Source organism: Cellulomonas telluris, from assembly GCF_004886325.1.
Classification (GTDB): Bacteria; Actinomycetota; Actinomycetes; order Actinomycetales; family Cellulomonadaceae; genus Cellulomonas; species Cellulomonas telluris.
Map to the genome: position 1 here is coordinate 496,614 of NZ_QXFN01000005.1, position 16,186 is coordinate 512,799.

Here is a 16,186-nt window from a genome sequence, read left to right on the forward strand (position 1 = left end):
TCCTCTCAGTCCTCGCGGTCCCAGGCCGGGCTGATGCCGCGGGCGTACTGGATGTCGTCGTTGCTGACGCCGGCGGCGACCATCGGCCACACCATCGAGTCGCGCGAGACGGTGAAGTCCACGACCACCGGGCGGTCGTCGATCTCCAGCGCGCGCTTGATGGTGGCGTCGACGTCCGCCTTCGTCTCGCAGCGCAGGCCGACGGCGCCGTACGCGTCGGCGAGCTTGACGAAGTCCGGCACCCGCACCGTGCCGTGGCCGGTGTGCAGGTCGGTGTTGGAGTAGCGCGACTCGTAGAACAAGGTCTGCCACTGGCGCACCATGCCGAGCGAGCTGTTGTTGATGACCGCGACCTTGATCGGGATCTCGTTGATCGTGCAGGTGGCGAGCTCCTGGTTGGTCATCTGGAAGCAGCCGTCGCCGTCGATCGCCCACACGGTCCGGTCGGGCGCGCCGACCTTCGCCCCCATCGCCGCGGGGACCGAGAAGCCCATGGTCCCCAGGCCGCCGGAGTTGATCCACGAGTTCGGGCGCTCGTAGCGGATGAACTGCGCCGCCCACATCTGGTGCTGGCCGACGCCGGCCGCGTAGATGGCCTCGGGACCGGTGAGCTCGCCGATGCGGCTGATGACGTGCTGCGGGGCGAGGTGGCCGTCCGTGGGCTCGTCGTACCCGAGCGGGAACGTCTCGCGCCACGCGTCGAGCTGGCGCCACCAGGCCTCGAGGTCCGGCTTGCCGTGCAGCTCGTGCTCGCGCTCGAGCTCGGGCAGCAGGTCCGCGATGACCTCGCGCAGGTCGCCGACGATCGGCACGTCCACGCGCTTGTTCTTGCCGATCTCGGCCGGGTCGATGTCGGCGTGCACGACCGTCGCGTTGGGCGCGAAGCTCGACAGCTTGCCGGTCACGCGGTCGTCGAACCGGGCGCCGAGCGCCACGACGAGGTCGGCCTTCTGCAGGGCCGCCACGGCCGCCACCGTGCCGTGCATGCCGGGCATGCCCAGGTGCTGCGGGTGGCTGTCGGGCAGGGCGCCGCGGGCCATGAGCGTCGTGACCGCGGGCGCGCCCGACAGGTCGGTGAGCCGGCGCAGCAGCTCCGACGCACGTGCGCGGATGACGCCGCCGCCCACGTAGAGCACGGGCCGGCGCGCGGTCGCGAGCAGCCGGGCGGCCTCGCGGACCTGCTTGGCGTGCGGCCGGGTCACCGGGTGGTAGCCGGGCAGCTGCACGTCCTGCGGCCAGCTGAACGTCGTCTCGCTCTGCATGGCGGACTTCGCGATGTCGACGAGCACCGGGCCGGGGCGGCCGGAGGACGCGATGTGGAACGCCTCCGCGATGGTGCGCGGGATGTCGTCGGGGTCGGTCACCAGGTAGTTGTGCTTGGTGATCGGCAGCGTGATGCCGACGATGTCGGCCTCCTGGAACGCGTCGGTGCCGATGAGCGGCGCGCCGACCTGCCCGGTGATCGCGACCATCGGGACCGAGTCCATGTTGGCGTCGGCGATCGCGGTCACGAGGTTCGTCGCGCCGGGGCCCGAGGTCGCCATGGTGACGCCGACCTTGTCCGAGGAGTACGCGTAGCCGGCCGCGGCGTGGCCGCCGCCCTGCTCGTGCCGCACGAGCACGTGCCGCACCTTGGCGGAGTCCATCAGCGGGTCGTACGTCGGGAGGATCGCGCCGCCGGGGATCCCGAAGACGACCTCGACGCCGACCTCCTCGAGGGACCGGACGATCGACTGGGCGCCCGTGACCTTCTCGGGGCCGGTACGGCGCGTCTCGGCCTCCGCCGGACGGGCCGCCGCGTCACCCGCGGGGCGGACGGGGCGGACCGGCGTGCGCGGCGGTGCGGGGTGGGGACCCTGGACCATCGTCGTCTCCTGGTGCTGCTCGGTGCTGTCGTCGTGCGGCGTGCGCACATCCGGTGCGGTCCCCGACGCTCAGGCACGCCGGGCACGAAAAAGCCCCTCGACCCGGGCACCGGGATGGACGAGGGGCGAGCGCGCGCGGACGAGACCTGGCGGTGTCGGCCTCAGCCGGCGCGCTCAGGAAGTACTACGAGGATCGTCTGCACGGCCGTGACACTACGCCCGTCGCGCAGGCGTGTCACCTCACCCCCGTCCTGTCTCACATCCTGGTTCACGGAACCACGACGTGGACGCCACCGGCGACGGCTCAGCCCAGCGGGACGGTGAGCAGCCCCTGCAGCTCCGCGCGCAGCAGCCCCACCATGTCGGTGCCCTCGCGGTCGTAGAGGAACTGCACCTGCAGCCCGTCCATGAGCGCCACGACCCGCTGTGCCTCGACCCGCGGGTCGACCCCCGGCCGGAGCACGCCGTCGGCGGCGGCCCCGTGCAGCGCGTCGGTGACGAAGCGCAGGACGGTCCGGTACCGCTCGCGGAACCACGCGTGCGCCGGGTGGTCGGGAGCGGTCGCCTCGGCGGAGAGGACGCAGAACAGCTCGACGATCGCCGGGCGACGGACGTTCGCCTCGACGACCCGGACCAGCGAGCGGAGCGCGGCCACCGGGTCACCGGCGGCGTCGGCGGCGGCACGGTCCTCCTCGTCGCGCTGCTCGAGCACCGCCAGCAGCAGCGCCTCCTTGGTGCGGAAGTGGTGCAGGAGCGCGGTGTGCGACAGGCCCGCGCGGGCGGCGACCTCACGCAGGGACGCGGACCGGTACCCGACCTCCCCGTACAGCTCGGTGGCGGCGGCCGTGATCTCGTGCCGACGCGCCCGGCCCTTGGCGTAGCCGCCGCCCGCGGTCCGGCGGCGGACGGGGGCGGCCGGGCGCTCGGCGACCCCGCCGTCGGGGTGGGCTCCGGTCATGCGAGGCACCCTAGCCGCCCGAAACCCGACCGACCGGTCCGTGATCGGCATCACACGACCAGAAACTTACCGACTGGTCGGGTTTCATGTCACCGTGGACGCGGTCGCGGCCGACGGAGGCCGCCGGACACAGGAGTCCCCATGACGCACCTCGCCCCCGCGGAGCAGCCCGTGCCGCTGGACGACGCCCCGCCGCTGCCCGCGCCGGTGCGCACGCCCTCGCGCCGCCTCGTGCCCGCGTACGTCGGCGGCTTCCTCGCCTTCAACGTCGCGCTGCTCACGCCGGTCGTCAGCACCCTCGCCCTGCGCGTCAACGCCCTGACCACCGAGGCCGACCGCGCCGCCGCGCTCGGGCTCGTCACCGGCATCGGCGCGTTCTTCGCGTTCGTCGCCAACCCGCTGGCGGGCGCCCTCTCGGACCGCACGACCTCCCGCTTCGGCCGGCGCCGCCCCTGGATCGTGCTCGGCGTGCTCGTCGGCGCGGTCGGCCTCATGACGATCGCCCTCGCCCCCTCGATCGCCGTCGTCGCCGTGGGCTGGGCGCTGACGCAGGCCGCCTTCAACTGCACCCAGGCGGCGGTGCAGGCCGTGCTGCCCGACCAGGTCGAGGAGCGGCTGCGCGGGCGCGTGTCGGGGTGGCTGGGCATCGCGCAGAACGCGGCCCCGCTCGTCGGCGTCGCGCTCGCGTACGCGTTCACCGCCGCCGGCGTCTCGCCCGTCCTCATGTACGCCGTGCCCACCGTGATCGGCGTCGCCGGCATGCTCTGGCTCGCGGCGGTGCTGCGCGACCCGGTGCTCGACGGCAGCACGCTGCCGCCGTTCCGTCTCGGCGCCTTCCTGCGCGGCTTCTGGCTCGACCCGCGCCGGCACCCGGACTTCGCGTGGGCGTTCACGGGCCGGTTCCTGCTGCTGCTCGCCCTCGCCGCCTACAACGCGTTCCAGGTCTTCTACCTGCTCGACCGCTTCGGCTTCGACGAGGCGACCGCGCTGTCCTGGCAGCTGCGGCTCATGGTCGTCAGCGCGGTCGCGCTCGTCGTGGCCGCCGCCGTCGGCGGTGCCGTCTCCGACCGCACCGGCCGGCGCAAGGTGTTCGTCGTCGGGGCGACCGTCCTCGCGGCCGCCGCCCTGGTCGTCTTCGCCCTCGCGCAGGACCCGACCACCCTGTACCTCGCGACCGCGCTGTTCGGCGCCGGCAGCGGCCTCTACTTCGCCGTCGACCTCGCGCTCGTCACGGACGTCCTGCCGAACCGCGAGACCGAGGCCGCCAAGAACATGGGCGTCTTCAACATCGCCAACGCGCTCCCCCAGTCGCTCGCCCCCGCGCTCGCACCGCTGCTGCTCGCGGTCGGCACGGCCGGGAACAACTACACCCTGCTCTTCCTCGTCGGGGCCGTCGTCGCCGTGGTCGGCGCCGCCAGCACGCTCCTCATCCGCGGTGCACGCTGATGACGCACACCGACGCACGCCCGCACCCCACCACCACCGGAGGTCCCCGCATGACCGGAACGACGCCCGCACCCCAGGGCGGCCCGCTCGACGTCCCCGCGCTGCTCGCGCAGCTCACCCTCGAGGAGAAGGTCGACCTGCTGGACGGCTCCGACTTCTGGCGCACCCAGCCGGTCGAGCGCCTGGGCATCGGCAAGGTCATGCTGTCCGACGGGCCGCACGGGCTGCGCGCGCAGCACGAGGGCGGCGACCACCTCGGGGGGCTCGCCGCGGCGCCGGCCGTCGCGTTCCCGCCGGCCGCGGCGACGGCGTCGTCGTGGGACGTCGACCTGCTGCGCCGGCTCGGGCGCGCGCTCGCCGAGGAGGCCCGAGCACTCGGCGTCTCCGTCGTCCTCGGCCCCGGCGTCAACATGAAGCGGTCACCGCTGTGCGGGCGCAACTTCGAGTACTTCTCCGAGGACCCGTACCTCGCCGGCCACCTCGCGTCGGCGCTCGTCGACGGCGTGCAGGAGCACGGCGTCGGCACGTCGCTCAAGCACTTCGCCGCGAACAACCAGGAGACCGACCGCATGTCGGTCTCGGCGGAGGTCGACGAGCGCACGCTGCGCGAGATCTACCTGCCGGCCTTCGAGACCGTCGTGACGCGCTCGCAGCCGTGGACCGTCATGTGCTCCTACAACCGCATCAACGGCGTCTTCGCCTCGCAGGACCCGTGGCTGCTCACGCGGGTGCTGCGCGACGAGTGGGGCTTCGAGGGCCTCGTCGTCTCCGACTGGGGCGCGGTGTACGACCGCGACGCGGCCGTCGCCGCGGGGCTCGACCTGGAGATGCCGTCGTCCGGCGGCGTCGGCGCGGCCGCGGTCCGCCGCGCCCTCGACGCCGGCACGCTGACCGAGGCCGAGGTGGACCGCGCGGTCACCCGGGTGCTCGAGCTCGTGTCCCGCTCGCAGGCCGCGCTCGCGCCCGGGCAGACGTACGACGAGGACGCCCACCACGCCCTGGCCCGCGAGGTCGCGGCCGACTCGGTCGTGCTGCTGAAGAACGCCGACGGCGTCCTGCCGCTCGACCCGCGCGCCCCCGGGGCCGTCGCGGTGGTCGGCGAGTTCGCCCGGACGCCGCGGCTCGGCGGCGGCGGCTCGTCCCAGGTGACGCCGACCCGGGTGGACGACGCGCTGACCGCGCTGCGCGCGGCGCTGGGCGACCGCGAGGTGCGGTTCGCGCCCGGCTTCGCGCTGGCGGACGACGCCCCCGCGGAGGAGGTCGCGCGCCTGCGCGACGGGGCGGTGGAGGCCGCCCGCGGCGCCGCCGTCGCCGTCGTGTTCCTCGGCCTGCCGGATGCCTGGGAGTCCGAGGGCTACGACCGCGACCACATGCACCTGCCGCCGCAGCAGGTCGCCGCGCTCGAGGCCGTCGCCGCCGTCGCCGAGCGCGTGGTCGTCGTGCTGACGAACGGGTCCGTCGTCGAGGTCGAGCCGTGGCAGTCGCACGCGGACGCCGTGCTGGAGGCGTGGCTGCTCGGCCAGGCCGGCGGCGGCGCGGTGGCGGACGTGCTCGTGGGCGCCGTCAACCCGTCGGGGCGCCTCGCGGAGACCGTCCCCGTCGCGATCGAGGACAACCCCGCGCTGGGCAACTTCCCCGGCGAGGCCGGCGTCGTGCGCTACGGCGAGGGCCTGCTGATCGGCTACCGGTGGTACGACGCGCACGCGCTCGAGGTCGCCTACCCCTTCGGCCACGGCCTGTCGTACACGACCTTCGCGCACGCGGACCTCGAGGTGCAGGTCGTCGAGGACGGCGCCCAGCCCCGCGTGCGGGTCTCGCTCACCGTGACGAACACGGGCGAGCGCGCCGGCAAGGAGGTCGTGCAGGTGTACGTCGCGGACGAGGAGGCCTCGGTGTTCCGCCCGGAGCAGGAGCTCAAGGGCTTCGCGAAGGTGGCGCTCGAGCCCGGCGCGTCGGCCCGGGTCGAGGTCGAGCTCGACGCGCGCGCGTTCGCGTTCTGGCACCCCGTGCTGCGGCGCTGGGTCGTCGAGCCGGGCACGTTCACGGTGCTCGAGGGGGCGTCGTCGCGCGACCTGCGCCAGCGGGCGACGGTGACGCTCGCGGGCGAGGAGGTCACGCTCCCCGTGGACGCCGACTCCACCGCCGAGCAGTGGCTCGCGCACCCCGCGCTGGGCGAGCGGCTGCGCGCCGCGCTCGAGGGCACCGGGACGGCGCACATGCTGTTCGCACCCGAGACGGGCCAGATGATGCGGGCCATCCCGATGCGTCGGCTGGCACGGTTCCCCGGGTCGCCGGTCGACGAGGAGTGGCTGGAGAAGGCGGCGGCGGAGGCCTGAGCCGACCCGCGGCACGAGGACGGGCGGTGGTGCGCGGCGAGCGCGTCACCGCCCGTCGGCGTCCCAGCAGCGCCGGCCCCCTCAGGCGACGGCGCCCCGGGCACCGGACGTCACGAGCGCGACCACGCACAGCACCGCGACGACCATCGCGAGCGTGAAGGGCAGCCGGCTGCGCTCGCGCCGCAGTCCCACGACGCCCGCCACGGCCCCGGTGAGGACGGCCACGACGCCGACGGCCGCCGGCACGGCCCGGGGCGCACCCGGCGGACCGAGCACCGCGACGACGACCGCGAGCGCGAGCACGGCCGGGGCGAGCACGCCCGTGGCGCGCCGACCCAGCCGGTGCGGCAGGCCCCGCACGCCCGTCGCCGCGTCGTCCTCGAGGTCGGGCAGGACGTTGGCCAGGTGCGCGCCGACGCCGAGCAGCGCCCCGACGGCGGGCAGCCACGCCGCCGGACGTCCGTCGCCGGGCAGGGCCAGCACCACGAAGGCCGGCAGCAGCGCGAACGCGACCGCGTACGGCAGCCAGGACGCCGCGGTCGACTTGAGCCGGACGTTGTAGGCCCAGCCCATGGCGACCGCGCCGAGGTGGGTCGCCGCCGCGGCGGCCCCGGTCGGGAGCGAGAGCAGCACGGACGCCGCGACGGCGGCGAGTGCGGCGTCCCGCAGCGTGCGCGGCGTGACCGCGCCGGTGACCACGGGCTTGTCCGCGCGCCCGACCGCGCGGTCGCGGGCCGCGTCGAGCCAGTCGTTCGACCAGCCGATCGACAGCTGCCCGGTCAGGACCACGGCGAGCACGAGCAGGACGGTGCCCGCCGGGGCGCCGAGGCCGAGCGCGAGAGCGGTGCACAGGGTCGTGACGACGACGGTCGGGCCCAGGTGGCAGGCGTGCGCGAGCGCGACGACGGTCGCGGCGGGGCTGCGGCGGCCCGCGTGCGGCTCGTGCGCGGGGACGGTCGCGGGGGCGTCGGGCACACCTGGACCGTAGCCCGCGCCGTCCGGCGGCGCCCGTGCCACGATGCCGAGGTGTCACGAGTCCTCGCCGTCGCCCCCGCCCTGCCCGGGCCCCCGCACGCGCAGGACGCCATCGCCGAGGTGATCGCCCCGCTGGTCACGGGCGACGACGAGCGGGCGGGCCAGGTCATGCGCCGACTGCACCGCAACAGCGGCGTCCGCACGCGGCACCTCGCGCTCGCGCCCGAGGAGTACGCCGGTGTGCGGGACTTCGGCCACGCCAACGACCTCTACCTGTCGGTCGGCACGGACCTGGCGGCGCGGGCCGCCGCCGACGCCCTGGCGCGCGCCGGCCTCGCCCCGGAGGCCGTCGACTTCGTCCTCTTCACGTCGGTCACCGGCATCGGCGCGCCGTCGGTCGACGCCGCCCTCGTCGGCCGGCTCGGCATGCGCTCGGACGTCAAGCGGCTGCCGTCCTTCGGGCTCGGCTGCGTCGGCGGCGCGGCGGGCCTGGCCCGGGTGCACGACCACCTCGTCGGGCACCCGCACGACGTCGCGCTGCTGGTCTGCCTCGAGCTGTGCTCGCTCACGCTGCAGCACGGCGACACCGACCCCGCGTCCCTCGTCGCGAACGGCCTGTTCGGCGACGGCGCCGCCGCGGCGGTCGTCGTGGGCGACGCGCACCCGGCCGCGGCGGGGGCGGCCGGCCCGGAGGTCGTCGCGACGCGCAGCCGGCTGTACCCCGGCACCGAGGGCGACCTCGGCTGGCAGATCGGCGCGTCCGGCTTCCGCATCGTGCTGTCCGCGGGCCTCCCCGACGTCGTGCGCGCGCAGCTCGCGCCGGACGTCGAGGGGCTGCTGGCCGCGCACGGGCTCAAGACGGGCGACGTGACCCGCTGGGTCGTGCACGCCGGCGGGCCGCGGATCCTCGACGCGGTCGAGCAGTCCCTGGGGCTGCCCGCCGACGCGCTGGCGGCCAGCCGTGCGTCGCTCGCCGCCGTCGGGAACCTGTCGTCGGCGTCCGTGCTGGACGTGCTCGACCGGACGCTGCGCGAGGGCCCGCCGCCCGGCGGGTCGCCCGGCGTGCTGCTCGCGTTCGGCCCGGGGGTCAGCGCCGAGATGGTGCTGCTGCGCTGGTCCACGGCAGGCTGAGGCCGTGCTGACCCTCTACGTCGTCGTCGTCGTCGCGCTCACGGCCGTCGAGCGCCTGGCCGAGCTGGTCGTCTCGTCCCGCAACGCGCGCTGGTCGTTCGAGCGGGGCGGGGTGGAGAGCGGCCGCGGGCACTTCCCCGCCATGGTCGCGCTGCACACCGGCCTGCTGGTCGCGTGCGTGGTCGAGGTGCTGGTCGCGGACCGCCCGTTCCTGCCCTGGCTGGGCTGGCCCGCGCTCGCGCTCGTCGTGGCGAGCCAGGCCCTGCGGTGGTGGTGCATCGCGACGCTCGGCCCCCGCTGGAACACGCGCGTCATCGTCGTCCCCGGGCTCCCGCTGGTGGCCCGCGGCCCGTACCGCTGGTTCCGCCACCCGAACTACGTCGCCGTCGTGGTCGAGGGGATCGCCCTGCCGCTCGTGCACACCGCCTGGGTGACGGCGCTCGCGTTCACCGTCCTCAACGCCGTGCTGCTGCTGCGCTTCCGCATCCCCGCGGAGGAGCGCGCCCTGCGCGCCGCGACCGCCGACGCGTAGGGGCCGCGCGTGCCGGACACGGACGTCCTCGTCGTCGGCGGCGGTCCGGTCGGCCTGGCCGCGGCCGTCGAGGCGCGGCTGCGCGGGCTCGACGTCGTCGTCCTCGAGCCGCGGCAGGGCACGGTCGACAAGGCGTGCGGCGAGGGCCTCATGCCCGGCGCGCTCCGGCTCCTGCGGGGCTGGGACGTCGACCCGGCGGGGCACCCCCTCGCCGGCATCAGCTACCGCTCCCCCGCCGGCCACGTGGACCACCGCTTCCGCGGCCCGGCCGGGCGGGGCGTGCGCCGCACGGTCCTGCACGACGCGCTGCGCGCCCGCGCCGCCGACCTGGGTGCCGTCACCGTGGCGCGCCGCGCCGACGACGTCCGGCTGACCGCCGGCGGCGTGGTCGCCGGCGACGTCTCGGCGCGGCACCTGCTCGCCTGCGACGGGCTGCACTCGACCGTGCGCCGCCGGCTCGGCCTGGAGCCCCCCGCCCCGCGGCGTCCCGAGGGGGTCGACCGCCGCCGGTACGGGCTGCGCCGGCACTTCCGTCTCGCGCCCTGGACCGACCTGGTCGAGGTGCACTGGTCCCCGGACGCCGAGGCGTACGTGACGCCGGTCGCGCCGGACCTCGTCGGCGTGGCCGTCCTCGGGCCGCGGGGCGCCGACCTGCCGGCGACGCTCGCCGCCCTCCCGGAGCTCGCCGCCCACCTCGACGGCGCCGATCCCGCGGGTCCCCTCCGCGGGGCAGGCCCGCTCCGGCAGCGCAGCACCCGACGCGCCGTCGGGCCGGTCCGCCTGGTCGGGGACGCGTCGGGGTACGTGGACGCCCTCACGGGCGAGGGGCTGCGGGTCGGCTTCGCGCAGGCCCGGGCCGCGGTCGCCACGCTCGACGACCCCGAGGCCTACGAGCGCGCCTGGCGCGTGGCGACGCGCGACTACCGCGTGCTCACGTCGGCCCTCGTCGCGTGGGCGACGTCACCGCTGCGTCCGGCGCTCGTCCCCGTGGCGCGCCGGTCCCCCGCGCTGTTCGCCACCGTGGTGGAGCGCCTGGCCCGGTGACGCGGCGCGCCCGCGCCGCGGGTGGGCGCGGTGCGCCGCCTACGGTGGGGGCACCGGACGACGAGGGGCGGTGCGGCATGCGGACGACGGCACGCAGGACGACGGGGACGATCGCGGTGGCGGTCGTCGCACTCACGACGGCGGCCTGCTCGGGCGGCTCCCCCGGCGCGGAACCCACCGCGACCGCGACGGTGACGGCCACGGCGAGCCCGGCCCCGACGCCGAGCCCGACGGCGTCCGACGACCCGCTGCCCACGGCGACCGGGACGCCCGAGCCCACGGAGGGGCTCGAGCCGTTCTCCGCACCCGGCACGGAGCTCACCACCGAGCCGGCGGGCGGCCGGCTGACGGTCGTCGACGTGCGGACCGGCGAGCACGACGGGTTCGACCGGGTCGTCTACGAGCTCGCCGGCGAGGGCCTGCCGGGCTGGCGCGTCGGGTACGTCGAGCAGGCCGTGGACGACCCGTCCGGCGAGCCGGTCGCCGTGGACGGCGACGCGATCCTCCAGGTCTGGATCACGGGCACCGGGTACCCGTTCGACACCGGTCACGAGGAGTTCGCGCAGGACCTGCGCCCGGACGACGGCGACGTCGAGCACGTCACCCGCCCGCTGACCTTCGAGGCGCAGACGCAGTCGTTCGTCGGCGTGGACGACGGCGCGCGTCCGTTCCGCGTCCTCCTGCTCCAGGACCCGGTCCGCGTCGTGGTGGACGTGCAGGACGAGGGGTGACGTCACTGCGCCCGGCGTACCGCGGCGCGGTCCGTCGCGTGGCCGCGCTCGCCCCGGGCCGCCGCGCCCGACGCCCTCGGCCGTGCCGTGCCGGCGACGCCGGACTGGGACGCGCACGACCTGCTCGCCCACCTGGCCGGCGCGGCGCACGACGCGGTGCACGGACGCATGGACGGGGCTCCCGGACCGGCCTGGTCCGCCCGGCACGTCGGCGAGCGACGCGGGAGGACCGCCGCGGACCTCGCCGACGAGCTGGAGCGGTGCGCGGCGGCACTCCCGCCGCAGCCACCGGACCGGCCGACGCCCGAGTGGGACCTGCTCGTGCACGAGGCGGACCTGCGCGAGGCGTGGGGGCTGGACCGGCAACCGGTGGACGCGTGGCGGCCGCTGCTCGTCCGCGCCGCCGCGTTCCTCGCCGCGGGCGCGGACGGTGCCGGGCTGACGGTCGCGACGCCGACGTCCGTGTGGGACCTCGGGGGTGGGCGGCGTGTCGACGTGTCCTGCGACGACCACGACCTGCTGCGGCTGCTGTTCGGGCGACGCGACGCGGAGCACGTCACGGGTTCCGCCGACGCCGCCGCCGCGCTGGCCGGCCTCGCGTTCTTCGCCACCCCGCGCTGACGCCCTCGCCTCAGCCCACGTCCCGCCACCGGAAGGACACGAGGCCGAGGACGAGCGCCAGCACGACGAGCGACCCGGCCACGACCGCGCCCTGCGCGCCGCCGACCACGTGCCAGACGTTCTCGCACACCTCCAGCCCGGGCGCGGCCGGGTCGGGCCGGCACACGGGCACCGCGTACTCGGCGGATCCCCGGGTCCAGGCCGTGACGTTCACCGCGAGCGGTAGCCACCCCGCCGCGGGCAGCACGAGGCGCAGCGCGCTCTCCACGGCGGCGAGCCACCAGACGGCGACCCCCAGGACGGCGCCGACGTGCCGCAGCGCGAACGCCAGCCCGGCACCGAGCAGCGTGCCGCCGACCGCGACCGCCGCCCACCGTGCCGCCCGTTGCAGCAGGTCGACCCAGCTCGTCGCGAGCACGCCCGGCGAGAACGTCTCCACCGCGTGCACCTGGCACACCACGAGGAGCGCGACGGCCAGCAGGACGAACGCCGCAGCCACGACCGGGAGGGTCACCAGGACGGCCGCGGCCACCTTGGTGGCGAACACCTGGCCGCGCCGAGGCGCGAAGGTGAGCCACGTGGCGATCGCACCCGAGGCGAACTCGGCCCCCACGAGCGTCGCGCCGAGCATGAACGCGCCGAGGGCGAGCATGACGCCCGCGGCGTCGACCCGCTCGTCGGCCAGCTGCCACAGCCCGGGCCGCAGCGGGAGGAACGCCTCGGGCACCGGCGCGAGCAGCGCGCAGTCGAACCGCCCCGGGTCCCCGGGAGGCAGGGCGCGCTGGGCCTCGCGGCAGTCCCGCAGCTGGGCGTCGCCCGTCTCGTCCCACCGGACCACGGCCTCCTCGTAGGCGACGTGCGCCGCCGCGACCTGCTCAGCCGACGGGGACCGGGTCTGCCACCAGGCGGTCAGCACGAGCCCGAGCACGCCCAGCAGCACGAGGCCGGCGACGACCCACACCGCGGGGCGGGCGCGGGCGCGGGCGAGCTCCGCCCGCAGCAGCCGGCTCACGCGACGTCCCGGGGACGCGTCGCGGACGCCGGCACGGCGCCGCTCGTGAGCTCGAGGAAGACCGACTCCAGGTCTCCGCCGGTGGTGCCGAGGGCGTGCACCGGCACGCCGGCCCGCACGAGGGCGGCGTTGACGTCCGCCGGGCCCGGCGCCCCGCGCACGACGAGCGCGTCAGGGCCCTCCGGGTCGGCCGACCAGCCGCACGCCGCCAGGACCCGCGCCGCGAGCGACCGGTCACCGACCCCCACGCGCACCTGCGCGCCGCGCCCGGACGCGAGCAGGCTCGCGACGGTGCCCTCGGCCACGAGCCTGCCCGCGGCGACGATGGAGACGGTGTCGGCGACCTGGGCGACCTCGGCCAGGACGTGGCTCGAGACCAGCACCGTGCGGCCCTCGTCGGCCAGGGCGCGGACCGTCGCGCGCAGGTCGCGGATGCCGGCCGGGTCGAGCCCGTTGGTCGGTTCGTCGAAGACGAGCAGGTCCGGGTCCTTCAGGAGCGTCGCGGCGATCGCGAGGCGCTGCTTCATGCCGAGGGAGTAGCGGCGGAACTGGTCCGCGCCGCGCTCGCGCAGGCCGACGCGCTCGAGCACGTCCTCGACCCGGGTCTGCGGGACGCCGACCGCCGTGGCGAGCAGGCGCAGGTTGCGCCGTCCCGAGAAGCCCGGCACGAACCGCGGGTTCTCCACGATCGCGCCGACACGTCCCACCACCTCGGGGAACCGGTCCGGGACGGGCGTGCCGAACAGGTGCACGGTGCCCGCGTCGGGCCGCGCCAGGCCGAGCAGCATCCGGATCGTCGTCGTCTTGCCCGAGCCGTTGGGCCCGAGGAACGCGTGGACACCGCCGGCCGGCACCTCGAGGTCGAGGTGGTCGACCGCGACGACCCGGCGCAGCGTGAACGTGCGGTACGTCTTGCGCAGCCCGCGGACGCGGACCGCTGGCTCCCCCGGTGTGCCGATGACGACCTCCTCGTGCGAGGTCCCCATCGGCACACGGGGTACCGGTCCGCACCGCCCGGGTGCGACGTCACCCGTGCGGCGGCGTCCGCGTCAGCCCGACGTGCGCCGCCGCAGCACCAGCGCCTCCCACGGCCGCAGCGTCACGGCACCGCCGCCGAGCGCGGCCGCGACGTCGTAGTTGCCGAGCACCCGCTCGGCCGTCTCGTCCCACCCGTCGGGCACGTCGACCGTCTGCTCCTCGCCCGAGAAGCTGCCCAGGACCAGCAGCTGCACGTCGTCGAGCGTGCGCGTGAAGCCGTACACGTGCGGGTGCTCGGGCAGCAGCATGCGGAAGTCGCCGAGGGCCACGGCGGGCTCGGTGTGCCGCAGCTCGATCAGGCGGCGGTAGTGGTGGAAGACCGACCGCGGGTCGGCGCGCTCCGCCTCGGCGTTGACCGTGCGGTGGTTCGGGTTGACCCCGATCCAGGGCTCGCCCGTCGTGAAGCCCGCGTTCGGCGAGGCGTCCCACTGGACCGGTGTGCGGGCGTTGTCCCGGCCCATCGCGGCCAGCCCCGCGAGCAGCTGGTCCTCGCTGGCGTGCCCCAGCGCCCGTGCGTGCTCGACGTACCGCAGCGACTCGATGTCCCGGTACTGGTCCAGGGACGTGAAGTGCGCGTTCGTCATGCCGAGCTCCTCGCCCTGGTAGACGTACGGCGTCCCCCGGTGCAGGTGCAGCACGGTCGCCAGCATCGTCGCGGACTCGCGGCGGTACTCCCCGTCGTCGCCGAACCGGGACACGATCCGCGGCTGGTCGTGGTTGTCCCAGTAGAGCGAGTTCCAGCCGACGTCCTGCAGACCGGCCTGCCACCGCGCCATGGTGGCCTTGACGTCGCGCAGGTCCAGCGGTTCGGGGTCGAACTTGCCGCCCGGCCCGTGGTCGAGGCCCACGTGCTCGAACGTGAACACCATGTCGAGCTCCTCGCGGCGCGGGTCGGTGAAGAGCACCGCGTCCTCCACCGTGGCGCCGGGTGTCTCCCCGACCAGCAGGAGCGACTCGCGCCGCCCGGCGAACACCTCCTGGTGCATCTCGTGCAGGAACTCGTGCAGCCGGGGCCCGTTGTTCGTGCCCGGGCCCGCGTCGCCCAGGGCGCCGTGCGTGACGGGACCGTCCTTGAGGGACCCGTCCTCGCCCACGACCTTGGAGATGAGGTTGATGACGTCCATCCGGAAGCCGTCGACCCCCCGGTCGAGCCACCAGCGCATCATCGCGTAGACGGCCTGCCGCACCTCGGGGTTCTCCCAGTTGAGGTCCGGCTGCTTGCGGCTGAACAGGTGCAGGTAGTACTCGCCGGTCGCCTCGTCGAGCTCCCAGGCGGGCCCCGAGAAGAACGAGCCCCAGTTCGTCGGCTCGGCGCCCGGCTCGCCCGCCGTCATCCCGCGCCTCGGCGGCCGCCACCAGTACCAGTCCCGCTTCGGGTTGTCGGTCGACGAGCGGGACTCGACGAACCACGGGTGCTCGTCGCTGGTGTGGTTGACGACGAGGTCCATGACGACCTTGATCCCGCGCGCGTGCAGCGCCGCGACCACCTCGTCGAGGTCCTCGAGCGTGCCGAACAGCGGGTCCACGTCCTGGTAGTCGCTGATGTCGTAGCCGTTGTCGTCCTGCGGGCTGCGGTACAGCGGGGAGAACCAGACGACGTCGACGCCGAGCTCGGCGAGGTGGTCGACGCGCTGCAGCACGCCGCGCAGGTCGCCGACGCCGTCGCCGTCACCGTCCTGGAAGGACCGGGGGTAGATCTGGTAGACGACCGCGGTGGTCCACCACGGTGCGTCCTCGCGCGTGAAGGTCACGGTCGTCCTCTCGGCGGGTCTCGTACCGGTCCCTCGACCCTCGCACCCGCGGCGCGTCGACGCACCTCGCGGGCGCCGCGCGTCAGCGCTCGCCGGCTCCCGCCCCGCCGGCTCCCGCCCCGGCCGCCGGCCGCGCCGCCGCGGGCTCGGGCTCGGGGTCCATGTCGAACGCCGGCAGCCCGTCGAGGCTCGTCCGGTTCTTGCGCCGCCGGTACTCCGCCTGCCCGTCCGCGCCCTTGCGGTCCATGAACGCGGGCAGCAGGTCCCGCTCGCCCCGGTAGTCCAGGAGCGGCACGCCGTAGCCGCACGAGTCGGAGACCCGCTCGACGTCGACCACGATGACGGCGCGCACCCCGCGCGTCTCGTCGAAGTGCGCGGCGAGCGCGTCGAACCCCTCGTCGTACAGGGTCACGAACCGGCCGCGGCCGTGCAGGCGCACGATGTTCGGCGGGCCCTCGAAGGCGCAGAACATGAGCGTGATGCGGCCGTTCTGGCGCAGGTGGGCGATCGTCTCGGCACCGCTCGACGTGAGGTCGGCGTAGGCCACCGTCCGCTCGTCCAGGACGGCGAACGTGCCGCCGACCCCCTTGGGCGAGACGTTGACGTGCCCGCCGGGCCCGTCCGGGGCGGTCGCGACGAAGAACACGTGCTGCGCCTCGACGAACGCGCGGATCCTCGCGTCGATGCACTCGTGGACCGTGGCCATCCGTCCTCCTCACGTCGAGCCGACCGTATCGGCACCGCCG

At 75.7% G+C, this 16,186-nt stretch carries 14 protein-coding genes; 7 read left to right on the forward strand and 7 right to left on the reverse strand.

The window, feature by feature from the left end; translation table 11 throughout:
- Nucleotides 1–5: 5 nt before the first annotated feature.
- Nucleotides 6–1,865, reverse strand: a complete 1,860-nt coding sequence (locus tag FB586_RS17920) for an acetolactate synthase large subunit (RefSeq protein ID WP_136520817.1) — start codon at nucleotides 1,863–1,865, stop codon at nucleotides 6–8.
- A 304-nt stretch (nucleotides 1,866–2,169) separates the two neighbouring features.
- A complete protein-coding gene (locus FB586_RS17925) occupies nucleotides 2,170–2,823 on the reverse strand; it encodes a TetR/AcrR family transcriptional regulator (protein ID WP_136520685.1) in 654 nt (217 codons plus the stop codon).
- A gap of 141 nt (nucleotides 2,824–2,964) precedes the next feature.
- Here FB586_RS17925 and FB586_RS17930 point away from each other — a divergent pair, with 141 nt between their 5' ends.
- Entirely contained in the window at nucleotides 2,965–4,269 is a 1,305-nt protein-coding gene (locus FB586_RS17930; RefSeq protein ID WP_136520686.1) for an MFS transporter, read from the forward strand.
- Between the two features lie 50 nt (nucleotides 4,270–4,319).
- On the forward strand, nucleotides 4,320–6,605 hold the full coding sequence (locus FB586_RS17935) for a glycoside hydrolase family 3 C-terminal domain-containing protein (protein ID WP_136520687.1): 2,286 nt from the start codon (nucleotides 4,320–4,322) through the stop codon (nucleotides 6,603–6,605).
- A gap of 81 nt (nucleotides 6,606–6,686) precedes the next feature.
- Here the strand turns inward: FB586_RS17935 and FB586_RS17940 are convergent, their stop codons facing one another.
- Nucleotides 6,687–7,580 (reverse strand): UbiA family prenyltransferase, encoded by an 894-nt coding sequence (locus tag FB586_RS17940; RefSeq protein WP_136520688.1) that lies wholly within the window; start codon nucleotides 7,578–7,580, stop codon nucleotides 6,687–6,689.
- Between the two features lie 51 nt (nucleotides 7,581–7,631).
- On the opposite strand from FB586_RS17940, the gene FB586_RS17945 reads away from it, so the two are divergent.
- The 5 genes from FB586_RS17945 to FB586_RS17965 all read left to right on the forward strand — a co-directional run bounded on the left by FB586_RS17945 (nucleotide 7,632) and on the right by FB586_RS17965 (nucleotide 11,639).
- A complete protein-coding gene (locus FB586_RS17945) occupies nucleotides 7,632–8,711 on the forward strand; it encodes a type III polyketide synthase (protein WP_136520689.1) in 1,080 nt (359 codons plus the stop codon).
- 4 nt (nucleotides 8,712–8,715) lie between these two features.
- The gene (locus FB586_RS17950; RefSeq protein ID WP_136520690.1) at nucleotides 8,716–9,243 is read left to right on the forward strand and encodes an isoprenylcysteine carboxyl methyltransferase family protein; all 528 of its coding nucleotides are present in this window, start codon (nucleotides 8,716–8,718) and stop codon (nucleotides 9,241–9,243) included.
- Nucleotides 9,244–9,252: 9 nt separating this feature from the next.
- Nucleotides 9,253–10,287 (forward strand): NAD(P)/FAD-dependent oxidoreductase, encoded by a 1,035-nt coding sequence (locus tag FB586_RS17955; RefSeq protein ID WP_136520691.1) that lies wholly within the window; start codon nucleotides 9,253–9,255, stop codon nucleotides 10,285–10,287.
- A gap of 77 nt (nucleotides 10,288–10,364) precedes the next feature.
- Complete coding sequence (locus FB586_RS17960) at nucleotides 10,365–11,018, forward strand: AMIN-like domain-containing (lipo)protein (RefSeq protein WP_136520692.1); 654 nt, start codon at nucleotides 10,365–10,367, stop codon at nucleotides 11,016–11,018.
- Between the two features lie 87 nt (nucleotides 11,019–11,105).
- The gene (locus FB586_RS17965; protein WP_136520693.1) at nucleotides 11,106–11,639 is read left to right on the forward strand and encodes a hypothetical protein; all 534 of its coding nucleotides are present in this window, start codon (nucleotides 11,106–11,108) and stop codon (nucleotides 11,637–11,639) included.
- A gap of 10 nt (nucleotides 11,640–11,649) precedes the next feature.
- Here the strand turns inward: FB586_RS17965 and FB586_RS17970 are convergent, their stop codons facing one another.
- The 4 genes from FB586_RS17970 to FB586_RS17985 form a co-directional block, all read right to left on the reverse strand.
- Nucleotides 11,650–12,651 (reverse strand): hypothetical protein, encoded by a 1,002-nt coding sequence (locus FB586_RS17970; RefSeq protein WP_136520694.1) that lies wholly within the window; start codon nucleotides 12,649–12,651, stop codon nucleotides 11,650–11,652.
- Nucleotides 12,648–13,637, reverse strand: coding sequence for an ABC transporter ATP-binding protein (locus FB586_RS17975; RefSeq protein ID WP_136520695.1), 990 nt, complete (start codon nucleotides 13,635–13,637; stop codon nucleotides 12,648–12,650). The genes FB586_RS17970 and FB586_RS17975 overlap by 4 nt, the downstream gene beginning before the upstream one ends.
- 63 nt (nucleotides 13,638–13,700) lie before the next feature.
- Entirely contained in the window at nucleotides 13,701–15,440 is a 1,740-nt protein-coding gene (locus FB586_RS17980) for a glycoside hydrolase family 13 protein (RefSeq protein WP_136520696.1), read from the reverse strand.
- An 82-nt stretch (nucleotides 15,441–15,522) separates the two neighbouring features.
- The gene (locus FB586_RS17985; RefSeq protein WP_136520697.1) at nucleotides 15,523–16,146 is read right to left on the reverse strand and encodes a pyridoxamine 5'-phosphate oxidase family protein; all 624 of its coding nucleotides are present in this window, start codon (nucleotides 16,144–16,146) and stop codon (nucleotides 15,523–15,525) included.
- Between the last annotated feature and the right edge of the window lie 40 nt (nucleotides 16,147–16,186).